This window comes from Knoellia tibetensis (assembly GCF_048606415.1).
Lineage (GTDB): Bacteria > Actinomycetota > Actinomycetes > Actinomycetales > Dermatophilaceae > Knoellia > Knoellia tibetensis.
In genome coordinates this window covers 198180-214788 of record NZ_JBMBWF010000003.1, presented here as the reverse complement: position 1 = coordinate 214788, position 16609 = coordinate 198180, and the positions used below count along the sequence as shown (strand labels likewise).

The following is a 16609-nucleotide window of genomic DNA, read 5'->3' as shown; positions in this document are numbered from 1 at the left end:
TCAGGCCGTGGGGAGGTTGACCGTGAAGACGGCACCGTCGTCGTTGCTCACGCTCACCTCTCCTCCTCGCTTGCTGCAGACCATACGCACGAGCGCCAGGCCGATGCCGCGCGAGGACCCGGGTTCGGCGTCCTTGGTCGAGTAGCCGCGGACGAAGAGCGTGCCGGTGTCGTCGGTCGGGACGCCGGGACCGTTGTCTCGCACCGTGAGCCGCACGGCGCCGTCGTCGGGACCGCGCAGCGCCACCCGGACGTGCCCGCTCAGGTCGGGGACGGCGTCGAGGGCGTTGTCGACGAGGTTGCCGAGGATCGTGTTGAGGTCGGTCGAGAGGTCGCCGTCGAGCCGGGCGAGCCGCGAGTCGTCGTCGAGGTCGAGGGTGATGCCGCGCTCGGAGGCCTGCCGCGACTTCGCCATGAGCATCGCCGCGACGGCCGGGTCGGCGACGGCTGTCCCGACGCGGGCGGTGAGCTCGGCCTCGTCGGCGGTGATGTGGCGGATGTAGTCCTGCACGTCGTCGTACTCCTCGAGGGCGATGAGCCCGGCGACGACGTGCATGCGGTTGCTGAACTCATGCGCCTGCGCGCGCAGCGAGTCGGTCGTCGCCCGCGTGACGTCGAGGTCGCGCTGGAGCTCGAGGAGCTCGGTGCGGTCGCGCAACGTTGCGACGTGGCCGACGAGCCGGCCCTGCTGGCGCACGGGCATGACGTTGGCGGTGACGAGCCGTCCGCGCACCAGCAGGGCCCGGTCGACCGAGGACACGTCCGACTCGTCGGTGACGCTCACGGTCGGTCCGCTCCGCAGGCGCCGGTCGGGGAAGAGGGAGAGCAGAGCTCGGTCCGCGCCGAGCTCGGAGAGCGAGCGCCCGGTCGCGCCCGCCTGCGGAATCGAGAGCAGGGTGGCGGCCTCGTCGTTGAGGAGCGTGACGCGTCCCGCGAGGTCGACCGCGAGCAGGCCCTCCTTGATGCCGTGGAGCACGGCCTCACGCTGCTCCACGAGGCCGGCGATCTCCCGTGGCTCCAGCCCGAGCGTCTGGCGCTTGACCCTGCGGGCGAGGAGGAGCGACCCCAGGACACCGATGACCCCGGCGAGGCCGAGGTAGGTGAGCAGGTTCGGGGTGATCGTCGCGAGGTCGTCCCACACCGAGGGGGAGGGGCGGGTCACGGCGACGACGCCGACCGGCTCGAGCTCGCCCGCGACGATGACCGGTGCCATCGCCATGATCGTCTCGGGGTCGTCGTCGTCGTTCTCGCCGCCGAGCCACGAGCTGCCCTCGAAGGCGTCGGTCCGGGGGAGCCGGCGCAGGGGGTCCTCGGCCGCCGCGGCGACCACACCACCGTCGCTCGTCCGCGCGAGGTAGACGCCCTCGGAGTCCGACAGGGTGCGGGCCGACTCCAGCGCGGCCTGCGCCTGCGACATCCACGCCTCGCCCTGCGGGCCGAGCACCTGGCGCACGCCGGGCTCCTGGGTCACCTGCTCGGCGACCTGCCGGGCGCGGCGCACCTCGCGGTCGGTGACGCCCTGGCCCTGCTGCGCGACCGAGAGCGCGCCCACGCCGACGAAGACGATGCTCACGATGAGCATCTGGGTCGCGAGCATGCGACCGGCGAGGGTCTGGGGCCAGAGACGACGAAGCCTCGCCCGCACTCGACCTGCCCGTCCTCGCGCCACAGGACGATTGTGCGGGATGGGTCGGGACCGCACCGCCGGACCGTGAGCACAAAGAACTCAACGGCGTCTGTGCCCGCAACCGTGACACCGCGGCCGATCGGCGCGACCGTTGTCAGCGACGCACCGTGTGACGCGCCCCAGCGCCGCACGACCCGAAGCACCACGACGCACCACCCCTGATGCAGCACCCCTGATGCAGCACCCGACAAAGGAGTCCCCCGTGCGAATGACCACCCTGGTTCGCAGCGCCGCCCTCACCGCGGCCGCGGCCCTCGCCCTCACCGCCTGCGGCGTGAGCAAGACCGACGACGCCGAGTCCGGCTCCGGTTCGAGCAGCAGCGCCTCGGCCGAGAAGCTCTCGGGCCTGCGCATCATGGTCCCGAACTCGCCCGGCTCGGGCTACGACCAGACGGCCCGCGCCGTCTCGGCCGACCTCCAGTCCGCCGGCCTCAGCGGCTCGATCGAGGTCTTCAACCAGGCCGGTGCCGGTGGCACCGTCGGCCTGGCCCGCCTCGTCAACGAGAAGGGCAAGGGCGACCTGCTCATGCAGATGGGTCTCGGCGTCGTCGGAGCCTCCTACAGCAACAAGTCGGAGGCCAAGCTCACCGACACCACGCCCATCGCCAAGCTCATCGAGGAGTCCGAGGCGATCGTCGTCGCGAAGGACTCGCCCTTCAAGACGCTCGACGACCTCATCAACGCCTGGAAGGCCAACCCGGGCGCCGTGCCCGTCGGTGGCGCCTCCAACGTCGGTGGCCCCGACCACCTCACCCCGATGCTCCTCGCCAAGACCGTCGGCCTCGACGCCAAGAAGGTCAACTACGTCGCCTACGACGGCGGTGGCGAGCTCATGACCGCCGTCCTCGGCAAGAAGCTCGGCTTCGCTGCCACCGGTGTGAGCGAGGTCGTCGAGCAGGCCAAGTCCGGTGACGTGCGCGTCCTCGCCGTGACGAGCGACAAGGCGGTCGAGGGTCTCGACGCCAAGCCGCTCAAGGACCAGGGCGTCGACCTCACCTTCACCAACTGGCGTGGCCTGGTCGCGGCCCCGGACATCTCCGAGGCCGACAAGAACAAGCTCATCGCGGCGGTCACCGCCCTGCACGGCACCGAGGAGTGGAAGAAGACGCTCGCCGACAAGGGTTGGACCGACGCCTTCGTCCCCGGCGCCGAGTTCGACACCTTCCTCAAGTCCGAGAGCGACCGCGTCGCCGGTGTGCTCAAGGAGCTGGGTCTCGCCTGATGAGCGACCAGGTGCAGAAGCGGGGGGAGGGGCGCTCCGAGTACGGAGTGTCCCTCCTCCTGCTGGCCCTCGGCGTCGTCGCCATCGTCGACGCCCTCGGCCTCATCGAGCGGGGCGCGCGCGGCTTCATGACCGCGCGGACCGTCCCCATGTTCGTCGGCGGCCTCCTCATCCTCTGCGCCGTGCTCCTCGCGGTCGACATCGCCCGCGGTGGGCGCGGTGAGCAGGAGGAGGGCGAGGACGTCGACCTCAGCCACGGCTCCGACCTCAAGACGGTCGGCCTGCTCGCCGTGGCCTTCGCCTTCAACGCGGCCTTCATCGACCGGCTCGGCTGGCCGATCACCGGCGCGGTGCTCTTCTTCGGCGCCGCCTTCGCCCTCGGCAACCGCCACTACGTGCGGCTCGCGGTGATCTCGGTGCTGCTGTCGCTCATCACGTGGTACGGCTTCTTCCTCGGCCTCGACGTCAAGCTCCCGGCCGGGCTCCTGGACGGGATCCTCTGACATGGACGGCATCAACGCCCTGCTCGAGGGGATGTCGTCGGCCCTGACGCCGATGAACCTCCTCTACGCCTTCCTCGGTGTGCTCCTCGGCACCGCCATCGGCGTCCTGCCCGGCATCGGCCCGGCCATGGCCATCGCCCTCCTGCTGCCGCTCACCTACACCCTCGAGGTGGAGCAGGCCATCATCATGTTCGCCGGCCTCTACTACGGCGGCATGTACGGCGGCTCGACGACCTCGATCCTGCTCAACACCCCCGGCGAGAGCGCGTCGGTGATGACGGCGATCGAGGGCAACAAGATGGCCAAGGCGGGTCGCGGCGCCGCCGCCCTCGCCACCGCGGCCATCGGCTCCTTCGTCGCCGGCACCATCGCCACCCTCTGCCTCGCGCTCCTCGCGCCCCAGGTCGTGAAGTTCGCGATCCAGCTCGGCGACCCGGACTACCTCGCCGTCATGGTCTTCGCGTTCGTCGCGGTGACGACCGTCCTCGGCTCCTCGAAGATCCGCGGGTTCGCCAGCCTCGGCCTCGGTGTCTGGATCGGCCTCATCGGCATCGACCAGACCTCCGGCCAGCAGCGGCTCACCTTCGGCATCGACCAGCTCTCGGACGGCATCGACGTCGTGGTCGTGGCCGTGGCCGTCTTCGCCATGGGCGAGGCGCTGTGGATCGCGGCGCACCTGCGCCGGGCACCCGCGCGCATCATCCCCATCAAGGGCCGGCTCATGACCCGCGAGGACCTCTCGCGCTCGTGGAAGCCGTGGCTGCGCGGCTCGGCGATCGGCTTCCCCTTCGGGGCGATCCCCGCCGGTGGCGCGGAGATCCCGACGTTCCTGTCCTACATCACCGAGCGCAAGCTCGCCAGGAAGCCGGAGGAGTTCGGCAAGGGCGCCATCGAGGGCGTCGCCGGACCGGAGGCCACCAACAACGCCTCGGCAGCGGGCAGCCTCGTCCCGCTCCTCACCCTCGGCATCCCGACGACCGCCACCGCGGCCGTGATGATCCTCGCCTTCCAGACCTACGGCATCCAGCCGGGTCCGCGGCTCTTCGACGAGCAGGGCCCCCTCGTGTGGACGCTCATCGCCAGCCTGCTCATCGGCAACGCGATGCTCCTCGCGCTCAACCTGCCGATGGCCGGTCTGTGGGCGAAGCTCCTGCTCATCCCCAGGCCCTACCTGTATGCCGGCATCCTCATGTTCGCGTCGCTCGGCGCCTACGCGGCAAACGGCACGGCCTTCGACCTGTGGCTGCTCCTCCTCATCGGCGGCCTGGGCTTCGCCATGCGCCGCTACGGCCTCCCGGTCGTGCCGCTCATCGTCGGCCTCATCCTCGCTCCGCGGGCCGAGGTCTTCATGCGGCGGGCGCTGCAGATCAGCGACGGACACCTCTCGGGACTCGTCAACACGCCCTTCTCGAAGGTCGTCTACCTGCTCGTCCTGCTCGTCGTTGTCGTGCCGCTCGTCTGGTCGCAGGTCACGAAGCGCCGCACCCCGCCGGAGGACCCGACCTCGGGCCCCGACGACACCCGCCTGCAGCAGCACGCCAACAACGAAGGAGCCTGACATGCCAGTCATCGTGGGGTTCGTGCCCACCAAGGAGGGGCGCGCGGCACTCGACGCGGCCGTCGTCGAGGCCCGCAGCCGCGGCAGCCGGCTCCTCGTCGTCAACGCGAGCACCGGCGCGGCCTCGGCCGACAACCGCTACGTCGACGACGCGCAGCTCACCGACCTGCGCACCGAGCTCGACGCGTCGGGGCTCGACTACGAGATCTCGCACGCCGTGCACCGCAAGGACCCGGCGGAGGTCCTCGTCGACCTCGCGGAGCAGACCAACGCCGAGCTCATCGTCATCGGGGTGCGACGGCGCACTCCGGTCGGCAAGCTCCTGCTCGGCAGCCAGGCCCAGCAGGTCCTCCTCGACGCCGAGTGCCCCGTGCTCGCCGTCAAGGCGCCGCGCTAGCCCGCCACCTGCTCCGCCCGCGGCACCCCCTGCCAGGCCGCGGCGGACGGCGCGAGCACCGCGCGGCCCGGAGCCGCCCACGACACCTCGTGGGCGGCTCCGTCGCATCCGGCCGACGGGCGTGATGCCTCGGCGGTGGCTGCCGGAGCCGTGACCGGGCCACGACCGGCGGAGTCCTAGACTGGCGCCCATGGCTGAACTCACCCGCGACGACGTGGCGCACCTCGCCGGTCTCGCCCGCATCGACCTCTCCGACGCCGAGCTCGACAGGATGGTCGGCGAGCTGGGCGTCATCCTCGAGTCCGTCGCCGTCGTCCAGCAGGCGCCCATCGAGGGCGTCGAGCCGATGAGCCACCCGATGCCGATCGTCAACGTCACGCGACCGGACGTCGTCCGGCCCAGCCTCGGCGCCGACGCCGCCCTCGCGGGCGCCCCGGAGGCCGACCAGCAGCGCTTCTCCGTCCCCCGGATCCTCGACGAGGACTGAACCGGCCCGTATGCCGTGAGGTGAGCTCCCGGCATACCTCCGCCTTGACCGCCCCACGCCTGAAGCAACCGCAAGGACCGACGTGACCACAGACCTGACCCGCGCCAGCGCCGCCGAGCTCGCCGACCTCCTCACCTCCGGGGGGACGAGCTCGGTCGAGGTGACGCAGGCGCTGCTCGACCGGACCGACGCCGTCGACGGCGACGTCCACGCCTACCTCCACGTCGACCGCGAGGGCGCGCTCGCCACCGCGCGCGACATCGACTCGCGGCGTGCCGCCGGCGAGCAGCTGCACCGCCTCGCCGGCGTGCCGATCGCGGTCAAGGACGTCATGGCGACCAAGGGCCTGCCGACGACCTGCGGCAGCAGGATCCTCGAGGGCTGGGTCCCGCCCTACGACGCGACCGTCGTCACGCGGATCAAGGCCGCGGGCATGCCGATCCTCGGCAAGACCAACATGGACGAGTTCGCCATGGGCTCCTCGACCGAGCACTCGGCCTACGGCCCGACCCGCAACCCGTGGGACCTCGACCGCATCCCCGGCGGCTCCGGCGGTGGCTCGAGCGCGGTCGTCGCGTCGTTCCAGGCGCCGCTCGCCACCGGGACCGACACCGGTGGCTCGATCCGCCAGCCCGCCGCCGTCACCGGCACCGTCGGCACCAAGCCGACCTACGGCGGTGTCTCCCGCTACGGCCTCGTCGCGCTCGCGTCGTCGCTCGACCAGGCCGGCCCGTGCACGCGCACCGTCCTCGACGCGGCGCTGCTGCACGAGGTCATGGGCGGTCACGACCCGATGGACTCGACGTCGATCGACGCCCCCGTCCCGGCGGTCGTGGAGGCCGCGCGCCGCGCCGACGTCAAGGGCATGCGCATCGGCATCGTCCGCGAGCTCACCGGCGAGGGCTTCCAGGCCGGGGTGCAGCAGCGCTTCCAGGAGTCGGTTCAGCACCTCGTCGACGCCGGCGCCGAGGTCGTCGAGGTCTCCTGCCCGAGCTTCACCGCGGCGCTCGCGGCCTACTACCTCATCCTCCCGTCGGAGGCGTCGAGCAACCTTGCGAAGTTCGACGCGATGCGCTACGGCCTGCGCGTCCTGCCCGAGGGCATCGACGACCCGAGCGCGGAGCAGGTCATGGCCGCCACGCGCGACGCCGGCTTCGGTGACGAGGTCAAGCGCCGCATCATCCTCGGCACCTACGCCCTCTCGTCGGGCTACTACGACGCCTACTACGGCTCGGCGCAGAAGGTCCGCCGGCTCATCGCCGACGACTTCACCAAGGCCTTCGAGGCCGCCGACGTCCTCGTCTCGCCGACCGCGCCGACGACGGCGTTCCGCTTCGGCGACAAGATCGACGACCCGATGGCGATGTACCTCAACGACATCGCGACGATCCCCGCCAACCTCGCCGGCGTCCCCGGCATGTCGCTCCCGAGCGGCCTCGCCGACGAGGACGGGCTGCCCGCGGGCTTCCAGATCCTCGCGCCCGCGGCCGCCGATGAGCGCCTGTATGCCGTGGGCTCGGCCCTCGAGCAGCGGCTCCACGCCGCGTGGGGCGGGCCGCTGCTCGACCGCGCCCCGGACCTCTCTGCCGCCACCTCGAAGGAGGCCTGACATGACCGTTGTGGACACCGAGGCGACGATCGCCTGGGACGACGTCCTCGCCTCGTTCGACCCGGTGCTCGGGCTCGAGGTGCACGTCGAGCTCGGCACCAACACGAAGATGTTCTGCGGCTGCGCCACCGAGTTCGGCGCCGAGCCCAACACGCAGGTGTGCCCGGTCTGCCTCGGCCTGCCCGGCGCGCTGCCGGTCGTCAACGAGAAGGCCGTCGAGTCGGCGATCCGGATCGGCCTCGCGCTCAACTGCGAGATCGCGCCGTGGTGCCGGTTCGCGCGGAAGAACTACTTCTACCCGGACATGCCCAAGAACTTCCAGACCTCGCAGTACGACGAGCCGATCGCCTTCGAGGGCTTCCTCGACGTGGAGATCCCCAGCAGCACGGGCGACGGCACCGAGGTCTTTCGCGTCGAGATCGAGCGGGCGCACATGGAGGAGGACACCGGCAAGTCCCTGCACGTCGGTGGCTCGACCGGTCGCATCCACGGCGCGACGCACTCACTCGTCGACTACAACCGCGCGGGCATCCCGCTCATCGAGATCGTCACGAAGCCGCTGCGCGGTGCGGGGGAGCGCGCCCCCGAGGTGGCCCGCGCCTACGTCGCCACCCTGCGTGACCTGCTCAAGGCGCTCGACGTCTCCGACGTCAAGATGGAGCAGGGCTCGATGCGCTGCGACGTCAACCTCTCGCTCATGCCCAAGGGCACGACGACGCTCGGAACCCGCACCGAGACCAAGAACGTCAACTCGCTGCGCTCGGTCGAGCGGGCCGTCCGCTACGAGATGTGCCGCCACGGCGCGATCCTCCAGGCCGGGGGCTCGATCCTCCAGGAGACGCGGCACTGGCACGAGGACACCGGCATGACGACCTCGGGTCGCCCGAAGTCCGACGCCGACGACTACCGCTACTTCCCCGAGCCCGACCTCGTCCCTGTCGCGCCGTCGCGCGAGACGGTCGAGGAGCTGCGGGCGACGCTCCCCGAGCCGCCGGCGCAGCGCCGCAAGCGGCTCCAGTCCGACTGGGGCTTCAGCGACCTCGAGATGCGCGACGTCCTCAACGCCGGGCTCGTCGAGCTCATCAGCGAGACCGTCGAGGCGGGTGCGACCCCCGCCGGTGCCCGCAAGTGGTGGTCCGGTGAGATCGCGCGTCGCGCCAACGCCGAGGGCATCGACGTCGCCTCGTATGCCGGTGAGCGCTCGATCGTCCCGGCGCACGTCGTCGAGCTGGAGGGCCTCGTGACCTCGGGCCGGCTCAACGACTCGATGGCCCGTCAGGTCTGGGAGGGCGTGCTCGACGGCGAGGGCGCCCCGACCGCCGTCGCCGACGCGCGCGGTCTCGAGCTCGTGCAGGACGACGGCGCCCTCGAGGCCGCGGTCGACAAGGTCATCGAGGCCAACGCCGACGTCGCCCAGAAGGTCCGCGACGGCAAGGTCCAGGCCGCGGGCGCGCTCATCGGCCAGGTCATGAAGGAGATGAAGGGCCAGGCCGACGCCGGCAAGGCGCGCGAGATCATCCTCGCCAAGCTCACCGGCTGAAGGACGGCGCCGGGCTCGGCGAGAGGCGGGAGGGCGACGGACTCGGCGCAGGCGTGTAGGTGATCGTCACCGGCGTCGGCCGCACGACCGTGGCCAGCTCGGCGAGCACCGGGAACGTCATGCCCCGGCACGAACCACGGGGGAGCGTGGTGACCTGGTACGGGTCGGTCGCGCTGCCGGCGCCCGACGCGATGAGAACCGCGACCTTCGCCACCGCCGGGTCGGCCTGGCACTGCGCCAGGTCGAGCGTGGCCCAGAGCCGGCGGGCCGCCTCCGTCTCGGCCATGACGAGCTCGCCGACCACCGGCGCCGCCACAGCCTCGGCGGGCGACGCGTCGTCCGCAGGGGTGGCCAGGGCCAGCAGGTAGCCGATCCCTCCGAGGGCGGCGGCGATGCCGGAGAGCACGAGCGCTGCCAGCCACGCACGTGAGATTCCGGAGATCTGGGTGTGGTACTCGGCCCTCTCGAGAAGTGAGTCCTTGGACTGTCGGTGGACGGCCCAGTTGTGGACGATGACCGAGCGCCCGTCGGTGGCCGTGTCACGTGCGCTCTCGGCCTCGATGGCTGCAGCCAGGAGAGCCGGCTTGCCCGGGTCGGTGTCGGCCGCGCTGTCGGCCGCGGCGCGGGCATTCGTCGCAGCACGGGTGAGCTGGGCGAGGATCTGTTCGGACATGAAGACCGCACGCTGGGCACGCCGGTACCTCCGGTCGAAGTCGGCGATGCTCGTGACGCCGGTGGGGAGGAACTCGGAAGGGTTGGCGTCCACGCGCGTCCGGAATCCCGGAGGGAGGTCGCCGAGGGTGTACATCGCCGGTCGCAGGAGCCGGACCGCCATGGTGATGAGCGCGCCGATCCCGAGGAGTGCCAGCGTTCCGCACAGCAGGGCCCACACGAGCTGCCCTCGGTTCTCGCTCCAGCTCAGGCCCGGCGTGGTGACGACGCCCTTCGCGAAGAGCATCGCCCCCACGGCCGCGAGGGCGGTGATGAGCCACTTGACGGTGGTACGGACCTCACCGGACGCCTTGGCCCAGTCGCGGCGGGTGCCCAGCGAGGAGTCCGTGGGTGCGGCCGGAGGAGCATCCGTGGCCGGACCCACCTCCGCCGTCACCGTCCAGGCCGGTCCCGTGGCGGCCATGGCTACAGCCCGGCGCCGGGGCCGGCTCCGTCCTGGTCCTCGCCGACGTGCTCGTCCGGTTGGCCGAAGTCCGGGCCGATCTCCTTCCAGACACCCGGAGGTTCCTCGTACTGCTCCCAGACCTTCTTCTTGCTGTTGTAGCGCGTCTCGCCGTCGTCTGTCACGACCCCTCCTCAGGCTCGGTCCATCCAGCGTGGCAGCGTGCCGGGGTTCGTGTCAGGCGATTCGTCAGCGGCGACCGCCGCCGAGGAGGCCTCCGAGGATGTCGATGATCGACCCGCCCGCCGACCCCTGGGACTGCTGGCCCTGCTGGGTCGGCGCGGGTGCCTGCTGCGTCGTCGCGCCGCCGAGCGCGCCGCCGAGGACGTCCTGGAGCATCGAGTCGAGCGAGCCCGGCCCGCCCTGCGCGGAGTTGTCGGCCGGCGCCTGCGGCGTCGTGGCGCCACCCCCGCCGAGGCCACCGCCACCCAGGCCACCGCCGCCCTTGAGGACCTTGTTGGCGAGGTAGGACAGGACGATCGGGGCGAGGATCGGGATGAGGCGCTTGACGAGCCCGCCCCCGGCCCCGGAGGACCCGAGTGCCGAGTAGACCTGCTCCTCGTTGGACCCGAAGATGTGCGACGCGATCTTCTCGCCGTCCTGCTGGTCCACCTGGTTCAGGTCCACGCCGCCCTGCAGGAGGTCGTCGTCGTGCTGGCCGAGGGCCTCGACGATCGAGCTCGCGCCGCCGGGGTCCTGGGCGTTGGCGTGGAGCCCGCCGAGCAGGGCGGGCAGGGCCGACCGCGCGGCCTGCTCCACCTCCTGCGGGTCGGCGCCGACCTGCTGTGCGAGCTGGTCGATGGGAAGGCTTCGCAGGATGTCGTCGATCGCAGCCATGGGTGGTGCCGCCTCTCGTGGGGGCGATGGGCGACGGTGCCCACCGTTGCCTCTCAACGTACTCAGGCACGACCCGTCCCGGGGGTTCGTCAGCCGACGGGCACTCGCAGCACCCGGTCGTCGCCCGGTCGGGGGTCGCCCCGGAAGGTGTTGCTGCTCAGCACCCACAGCGTCCCGTCGGGAGCGGAGACGGCATCGCGCAGGCGGCCGAACCTGTTCTCCAGCAGGCGAACCGGGTTGCCGGTGCGCTTCACACCCGACACCGGCACCTTCCAGAGTGACTCTCCCCGCAGGGCCGCCATGTAGACCGCGCCGTCGGCGCCGACGGCGATGCCGCTCGGCGACGAGTCGTCGGTCGACCACTGCGCGATCGGCGCGACGAACCCCTGACGCTGCTCGATGCCCTCCACCTCGGGCCAGCCGTAGTTCGCGCCGGGGGTGATGACGTTGAGCTCGTCCCACGTGTTCTGGCCGAACTCGCTCGCGAACATCGTCCCGTCACCGCCCCATGCGAGGCCCTGCACGTTGCGGTGCCCCATGCTCCACATCGGGTTGCCCGCGACCGGGTTGCCCGGGGCAGGCTTCCCGTCCGCCGTGACGCGCAGGATCTTGCCGCCGAGGTTGCGCCGGTCCTGTGCACGGTCGGGCTGGGCCGCGTCACCGGTCGCGACGTAGAGGAAGCCGTCGGGTCCCCAGGCGATGCGCCCGCCGTTGTGGTTGCGAGCCTTGGGTATGCCGGTGAGCACCGGTGTCATCGGCCCGAACCCGCCTGCCCCGAGGGTGGTCCGCACGACGCGGTTGTCGCCCGCCGCGGTGAGGTAGAGGTGGACGGTGGAGTCCTGTGCGAAGGTCGGCGAGACGGCCACGCCGAGCAGTCCGCCCTCCCCGCCGGAGTCCACGCCGGGGACGGTGCCGACGCTCGTGCGGCGTCCGGTGGGGGAGACGCGCAGCACCTCGCCCTCGTCGCGCAGGGTGACGAGGGCGTCACCGCTGGGGAGGAAGGCGATGGCCCACGGCACGTCGAGCCCGGTGACGACGTCGCTCGGTGCCCCCGCGGGCACGGTGCGGCTCGGCGACGCCGACCCCGACGGCGAGCCGGACCCGGACCCGGACGGCGAGGGGGACCCCGGCGACGGGGACGTCGATCCGGAGCTCGTCGACGGCGTCGTCGAAGCGCCGTCCCGGCCGTTCTCGTCGGACCCTCCGCACCCCGTGAGGGCGACGGTGAGCCCGAGCGCGACGAGCGCGGGAAGCGTGCGGCGAGGGGACGGCATACCAGATCGTGCCCCGGGACGGGGGTCGAGGGCGAGGGTGGGGCGTGGACTCCCAGCAAGTCCGCAGGAGACGGTCACCTAGGTTGGGGGCCATGGTCGTCGTCTCGTTCCCCGATCCCGTCCTGCGCGACGCCGTCGGCGAGGTGCCCGGTGTCGAGGCCGTCCTCTGGGACCCGGCCGGGAACGAGGTCCCCGACAGCCGGATCGAGGTCGTCGTCGCGCCCTACCTCGGGGCCGCGTCGGCGCTGGGATCGGTGACGCAGCTGCCCGACCTGCGGCTCGTTCAGCTCCAGTCGGCCGGGTTCGACGGCGTGCTCGAGGTCGTGCCCGAGCAGGTGGCGGTCGCCAACGCCGCGGGGGTCTACGACGCGGCCACGGCCGAGCTCGCCGTCGGCATGGTCATCGCGTCGCTCCGGGGCATCCCCGACGCCGTGCGCTCGGGTGACGAGGCGCGGTGGCAGCCGCTCGGCACCCGCACCTCGCTCGCCGACCGGCGGGTGCTCGTCGTCGGCTACGGGGCGGTCGGCAGGGCGATCGCGTTGCGGCTCAGCACCTTCGAGGTGGGCCTGACAGCCGTCGCGTCGCGCCCACGCTCGGGCGACGACCTCGTCGAGACCGTGCACGGGATCGACGAGCTCGACCGGCTGCTGCCCGAGCACGACGTCGTCATCGTCATCGTCCCGCTCAACGACTCGACGCAGCACCTCGTCGACGACGCCTTCCTCTCCGCCATGCCCGACGGCGCCCTGCTCGTCAACGTCGCCCGCGGCCCGGTGGCCGACACCGATGCGCTCGTCGCCCACGCAGGCCGACTCTCGCTCGCGCTCGACGTCACCGACCCCGAGCCGCTCCCCGACGGGCACCCCCTCTGGAGCGCGCCCGGCGTCCTCATCACCCCGCACGCCGGCGGCAACACGACGGCCCTGCTCCCACGCATGTCCGCGCTCCTGCGCGACCAGCTGCAACGGCTCGCCGTGGGTGACGCGCCGGCCCACCTCGTGCGTCCCGTTGTCAAGACCTGACATCGCGCGCGTGGAGGAGCAAGATCGAGTCATGACCTCCGCCGCGCAGGACCGGACGCTCGTCCTCGTCCGCCACGCCAAGGCCGAGCAGGGTGGCTACGACGCGGACCACGAGCGCGAGCTCACCGACCGCGGCCAACGCGACGCCGTCGCCGCCGGCCGGTGGCTGTGCGACCAGGGCATCGGCGTCGACGAGGTCCTCTGCTCGACGGCGGTCCGCGCGCAGCAGACCTGCGAGGGCATCTGGAGCGCAGGCTGCTCCGAGGCCGACGTCCGGGAGGAGCACAAGATCTACGACGCGTCGGCGGACCGCCTCCTCGAGGTGGTGCGCGAGGCCGACTCCGACGCCAACGTCGTCATGCTCGTCGGGCACGCGCCCGGCGTGCCGGCCCTCGCGTCGATCCTCGCCGAGGGTGACGGCAGCGAGCAGGCGCACGAGCTCATGAGCCGGGGCTACCCGACCGCCGGGGTCGCCGTCCTGCGCTTCTCGGGTCGGTGGAGCGACCTGGCCCCGGGAGTCGCACGTCTCGACCGCTTCCACGTGGCCCGGGCCGAGCGGGAGCCTGCCGAACGCTGACACAGGCGCCGGTCCTGACGCGGCAGAGGCGTCACATCACCGAGCGCAGCGCGGCGATGGCCCCGCGCAGGTAGCGCTCCACGACGACCCGCTCCTCGTCGGTGAGGGCGTTGTCAGTCTCGGCGAGCGAGGCGAACATCGGAGCGAGGAGCGCGAAGATCTCGCGGCGGCCCGACTCCGTGACGACGACCTCGGTGCGCCGGCCGTCGTCGGCGCGCGGGCGGCGCTCGGCATGGCCGCGGGCGACGAGGCGGTCGACGACGCCCGACGAGGCGGCCGACGTCACCCCGAGGACCTTCGCGAGCTCGACCGGCCCCATGGGCGTCGAGGAGAGGTGGCGCAGCGAGTGCAGCTCGGAGACCGAGAGCCCACCGCGTCGGGCGACCGCCTGCGGGGTCTGGGCGGCGAGGGCGACGAGCTCCTCGAGCGCCTCGAGCGAGGGGGAGTGCTCGTATGCCGGCGCGACCGACCGAGCCGTCGTGCGCTCCTCTCGCGGAGCCGACGGACGCGCGGTTGCCGGGCCGGCACTCGTGGGACGGGTTGTCGACGGGTCTCGACGTTCGCTAATATCGCTCACCTACTTAGTAACTTGATGAGTTACTGACCGACCTACTCTACCGAAGGACGGCCATGCGCGCGTTCGCTGCACTCCTCACCCGGCGGTGGGTCGCCGGGATCGTCGCCCTCCTCGCCCTGCTCGGCGCCGGCGCGGTCATCGGGGTCGTCGGCCAGGCCGAGCGAGGGCCCACGGCGAACGCCATGCTGCCCCTCGGGTCGGACAGCCGCGCCGCCGCCGAGCTGCGGGACCAGCTCCCGCAGGGCCAGGGCTCGGCCGCGGTCGTCCTCTTCAGCAGCGACTCGGCGCTCACCCAGGAGCAGCTCGGCGCCCTCCAGCGCATCGCCCGCGAGCTGCCCGGAGCGACCGGTGCGCCTCCGGTCGTCGCCGAGGACGGCACCGCCGCCATCGTCGTCGTCCCGGTCACGGCACAGGACAACGAGGAGAACATCGGGATCGTCGCCGACGTCCGCACGGCGGCCAGGGCCGACCTGCCCGACGGCGTGACCGCGCAGGTGACCGGTCCGTCCGCCATCCAGGCCGACCTCGGTGCGGTCTTCGACGGCGCGAACGTCCGCCTGCTCGCGGCCACCGCGTCGGTGGTGGCGCTGCTCCTCATCGTCACCTACCGCAGCCCCCTGCTCTGGCTCGTCCCGCTCACGGTCGTCGGCGTGGCGGACCAGCTCGCGGCCACGCTCGCCACGCGCACCCTCGCGGCCTTCGACGTGCAGTGGGACGAGTCGACGATCGGCATCCTCTCGGTGCTCGTCTTCGGTGCGGGCACCGACTACGCGCTGCTGCTCATCTCCCGCTACCGCGACGAGCTGCGCGTCATCGAGGACCGTCGCGAGGCGATGGCGCACGCCCTCACCCGCACCGCGGAGGCGGTCCTGTCGAGCGCCACGACGGTCGTCCTGGGCCTGCTCACCCTGCTCCTCTCGGTCTTCCCCACGACCCGGGGCCTCGGTCTCGCCTGTGCCGTCGGCGTCGTCGTGGCGGCCGCGTTCGTGCTCGTCGTCCTGCCGGCCGCTCTCGTCGTCTTTGGCCGCTGGATCTTCTGGCCCAAGGTGCCGCGCACCGGTCAGGCGAGCCTCGCCGACTCTCGCTCGCTGTGGCGCCGCGTCGGCGACGCCGTCTCGCGTCACCCGAGGCGCTTCGCCACCGTCACGCTCGTGCTCCTCGCCATCGCGGCCGGCGGCATCTCCCAGATCCGCACCGGGCTCGACGGCCCCGACCAGTTCCTCGAGAAGCCCGAGGCCATCGCCGCGGGGGAGCGGCTCGCCGAGTCGTTCCCGGCCGGTTCGGCCGACCCCGTCATCGTCGTCTCCCGGGGCGTCGACGCCAGCAGGCTCGACTCCACCCTCAAGGGCGTCGAGGGAGTGTCCTCGACCCGCGTCGTGGCGAGCGCCGGTAGGGTCACCGAGATCCAGGCGGTCCTCGCGGCGGACCCCGGGTCCGACGCCGCGGAGCAGTCGGTCCGTGGCATCCGGTCCGCCGTCGCGGACCTCGGCGAGACGCACGTCGGGGGGACCGACGCCGAGGCCATCGACGAGTCCTCGGCGACAGGGCGGGACCGGCTCCTCATCTTCCCGCTCATCCTCGGGCTGGTCCTCCTGGCCCTCGGCGCGCTGCTCCGCTCCGTCGTGGCCCCGGTGGTCCTCGTGGGCACGGTGGTCGCGACCTACCTCGCGAGCCTGGGCATCTCGTGGGTCCTCTTCACCCAGGTCTTCGGGTTCGAGCGCCTCGACAACAGCGTCCCGCTCTTCGCCTTCGTCTTCCTCGTGGCCCTCGGTGTCGACTACAACATCTTCCTCGTCACCCGTGCGGCCGAGGAGGGTCGCACCCACGGTCCGAGGGAGGGCATGCTCCGCGCCCTCGCGGCCACCGGTGGGGTCATCACGAGCGCGGGCATCCTGCTCGCCGCGGTCTTCGCCGTCCTCGGGGTCCTGCCGCTCGTCGTCCTCGCCCAGCTCGGCGTCGTCATCTGCGTCGGCGTCCTCCTCGACACCCTCGTCGTCCGCACCGTGCTCGTGCCGGCCATCGCGCTCGTCCTCGGCGACCGCTTCTGGTGGCCGCGCCGCATCGGCAGGACTCCGGAGGGGGCCGTGCGGCACGACGCCACGGGGGAGCCGGACCTCGCCCTGGCCGAGCGGTGAGATCGGCGTCC

Annotated in this window: 16 protein-coding genes; 10 read left to right on the top strand and 6 right to left on the bottom strand. The window is 72.2% G+C overall.

All coding sequences use genetic code 11. The features are described from left to right. Entirely contained in the window at window positions 1-1596 is a 1596-nt protein-coding gene (locus ACOJV7_RS14810) for a sensor histidine kinase (RefSeq protein ID WP_420190987.1), read from the bottom strand. Window positions 1597-1888: 292 nt separating this feature from the next. On the opposite strand from ACOJV7_RS14810, the gene ACOJV7_RS14805 reads away from it, so the two are divergent. The 7 genes from ACOJV7_RS14805 (at window position 1889) to gatB (ending at window position 9002) form a co-directional block, all read left to right on the top strand. Continuing rightward, window positions 1889-2908, top strand: a complete 1020-nt coding sequence (locus tag ACOJV7_RS14805) for a Bug family tripartite tricarboxylate transporter substrate binding protein (RefSeq protein ID WP_420190986.1) — start codon at window positions 1889-1891, stop codon at window positions 2906-2908. Further along, a complete protein-coding gene (locus ACOJV7_RS14800) occupies window positions 2908-3411 on the top strand; it encodes a tripartite tricarboxylate transporter TctB family protein (RefSeq protein WP_420190985.1) in 504 nt (167 codons plus the stop codon). Before ACOJV7_RS14805 ends, ACOJV7_RS14800 begins: the two co-directional genes overlap by 1 nt. Window position 3412: 1 nt before the next feature. Further along, window positions 3413-4969, top strand: coding sequence for a tripartite tricarboxylate transporter permease (locus ACOJV7_RS14795; RefSeq protein WP_420190984.1), 1557 nt, complete (start codon window positions 3413-3415; stop codon window positions 4967-4969). A 1-nt stretch (window position 4970) separates the two neighbouring features. After that, on the top strand, window positions 4971-5366 hold the full coding sequence (locus tag ACOJV7_RS14790) for a universal stress protein (RefSeq protein WP_420190983.1): 396 nt from the start codon (window positions 4971-4973) through the stop codon (window positions 5364-5366). 190 nt (window positions 5367-5556) lie between these two features. Continuing rightward, window positions 5557-5853, top strand: a complete 297-nt coding sequence (gene gatC, locus ACOJV7_RS14785; RefSeq protein WP_420190982.1) for an Asp-tRNA(Asn)/Glu-tRNA(Gln) amidotransferase subunit GatC — start codon at window positions 5557-5559, stop codon at window positions 5851-5853. Window positions 5854-5935: 82 nt separating this feature from the next. Continuing rightward, window positions 5936-7462, top strand: a complete 1527-nt coding sequence (gatA, locus tag ACOJV7_RS14780) for an Asp-tRNA(Asn)/Glu-tRNA(Gln) amidotransferase subunit GatA (RefSeq protein ID WP_420190981.1) — start codon at window positions 5936-5938, stop codon at window positions 7460-7462. Window position 7463: 1 nt separating this feature from the next. Next, window positions 7464-9002, top strand: coding sequence for an Asp-tRNA(Asn)/Glu-tRNA(Gln) amidotransferase subunit GatB (gene gatB, locus ACOJV7_RS14775; RefSeq protein ID WP_420190980.1), 1539 nt, complete (start codon window positions 7464-7466; stop codon window positions 9000-9002). Here the strand turns inward: gatB and ACOJV7_RS14770 are convergent. The 4 genes from ACOJV7_RS14770 to ACOJV7_RS14755 form a co-directional block, all read right to left on the bottom strand. Further along, entirely contained in the window at window positions 8992-10137 is a 1146-nt protein-coding gene (locus ACOJV7_RS14770; RefSeq protein WP_420190979.1) for a hypothetical protein, read from the bottom strand. The genes gatB and ACOJV7_RS14770 overlap by 11 nt on opposite strands. A 2-nt stretch (window positions 10138-10139) precedes the next feature. Then, the gene (locus ACOJV7_RS14765) at window positions 10140-10301 is read right to left on the bottom strand and encodes a hypothetical protein (RefSeq protein ID WP_420190978.1); all 162 of its coding nucleotides are present in this window, start codon (window positions 10299-10301) and stop codon (window positions 10140-10142) included. A 64-nt stretch (window positions 10302-10365) separates the two neighbouring features. After that, window positions 10366-11013, bottom strand: a complete 648-nt coding sequence (locus tag ACOJV7_RS14760) for a DUF937 domain-containing protein (protein WP_420190977.1) — start codon at window positions 11011-11013, stop codon at window positions 10366-10368. Window positions 11014-11102: 89 nt separating this feature from the next. Continuing rightward, the gene (locus tag ACOJV7_RS14755) at window positions 11103-12287 is read right to left on the bottom strand and encodes a PQQ-dependent sugar dehydrogenase (RefSeq protein WP_420190976.1); all 1185 of its coding nucleotides are present in this window, start codon (window positions 12285-12287) and stop codon (window positions 11103-11105) included. Between the two features lie 92 nt (window positions 12288-12379). Here ACOJV7_RS14755 and ACOJV7_RS14750 point away from each other — a divergent pair, with 92 nt between their 5' ends. Both ACOJV7_RS14750 and ACOJV7_RS14745 read left to right on the top strand, forming a co-directional pair. Beyond that, entirely contained in the window at window positions 12380-13309 is a 930-nt protein-coding gene (locus tag ACOJV7_RS14750) for a 2-hydroxyacid dehydrogenase (RefSeq protein ID WP_420190975.1), read from the top strand. Window positions 13310-13340: 31 nt separating this feature from the next. Further along, the gene (locus ACOJV7_RS14745) at window positions 13341-13886 is read left to right on the top strand and encodes a SixA phosphatase family protein (RefSeq protein WP_420190974.1); all 546 of its coding nucleotides are present in this window, start codon (window positions 13341-13343) and stop codon (window positions 13884-13886) included. Window positions 13887-13917: 31 nt separating this feature from the next. On the opposite strand, the gene ACOJV7_RS14740 is transcribed toward ACOJV7_RS14745, so the two are convergent. Beyond that, the gene (locus ACOJV7_RS14740; RefSeq protein ID WP_420190973.1) at window positions 13918-14463 is read right to left on the bottom strand and encodes a MarR family winged helix-turn-helix transcriptional regulator; all 546 of its coding nucleotides are present in this window, start codon (window positions 14461-14463) and stop codon (window positions 13918-13920) included. A 53-nt stretch (window positions 14464-14516) separates the two neighbouring features. Between ACOJV7_RS14740 and ACOJV7_RS14735 the strand changes: the two genes are divergently transcribed. Further along, window positions 14517-16598, top strand: a complete 2082-nt coding sequence (locus ACOJV7_RS14735; protein ID WP_420190972.1) for an MMPL family transporter — start codon at window positions 14517-14519, stop codon at window positions 16596-16598. Window positions 16599-16609 lie beyond the last annotated feature (11 nt).

Excerpts from the sequence above, each read along its gene's own strand:
- ACOJV7_RS14810 (WP_420190987.1), bottom strand. The coding sequence starts at position 1,596 with ATGCTCGCGACCCAGATGCTCATCGTGAGCATCGTCTTCGTCGGCGTG.
- ACOJV7_RS14800 (WP_420190985.1), top strand. The coding sequence starts at position 2,908 with ATGAGCGACCAGGTGCAGAAGCGGGGGGAGGGGCGCTCCGAGTACGGA.
- ACOJV7_RS14795 (WP_420190984.1), top strand. The coding sequence starts at position 3,413 with ATGGACGGCATCAACGCCCTGCTCGAGGGGATGTCGTCGGCCCTGACG.
- ACOJV7_RS14790 (WP_420190983.1), top strand. The coding sequence starts at position 4,971 with ATGCCAGTCATCGTGGGGTTCGTGCCCACCAAGGAGGGGCGCGCGGCA.
- gatC (WP_420190982.1), top strand. The coding sequence starts at position 5,557 with ATGGCTGAACTCACCCGCGACGACGTGGCGCACCTCGCCGGTCTCGCC.
- gatB (WP_420190980.1), top strand. The coding sequence starts at position 7,464 with ATGACCGTTGTGGACACCGAGGCGACGATCGCCTGGGACGACGTCCTC.
- ACOJV7_RS14770 (WP_420190979.1), bottom strand. The coding sequence starts at position 10,137 with ATGGCCGCCACGGGACCGGCCTGGACGGTGACGGCGGAGGTGGGTCCG.
- ACOJV7_RS14760 (WP_420190977.1), bottom strand. The coding sequence starts at position 11,013 with ATGGCTGCGATCGACGACATCCTGCGAAGCCTTCCCATCGACCAGCTC.
- ACOJV7_RS14755 (WP_420190976.1), bottom strand. The coding sequence starts at position 12,287 with ATGCCGTCCCCTCGCCGCACGCTTCCCGCGCTCGTCGCGCTCGGGCTC.
- ACOJV7_RS14750 (WP_420190975.1), top strand. The coding sequence starts at position 12,380 with ATGGTCGTCGTCTCGTTCCCCGATCCCGTCCTGCGCGACGCCGTCGGC.
- ACOJV7_RS14745 (WP_420190974.1), top strand. The coding sequence starts at position 13,341 with ATGACCTCCGCCGCGCAGGACCGGACGCTCGTCCTCGTCCGCCACGCC.
- ACOJV7_RS14735 (WP_420190972.1), top strand. The coding sequence starts at position 14,517 with ATGCGCGCGTTCGCTGCACTCCTCACCCGGCGGTGGGTCGCCGGGATC.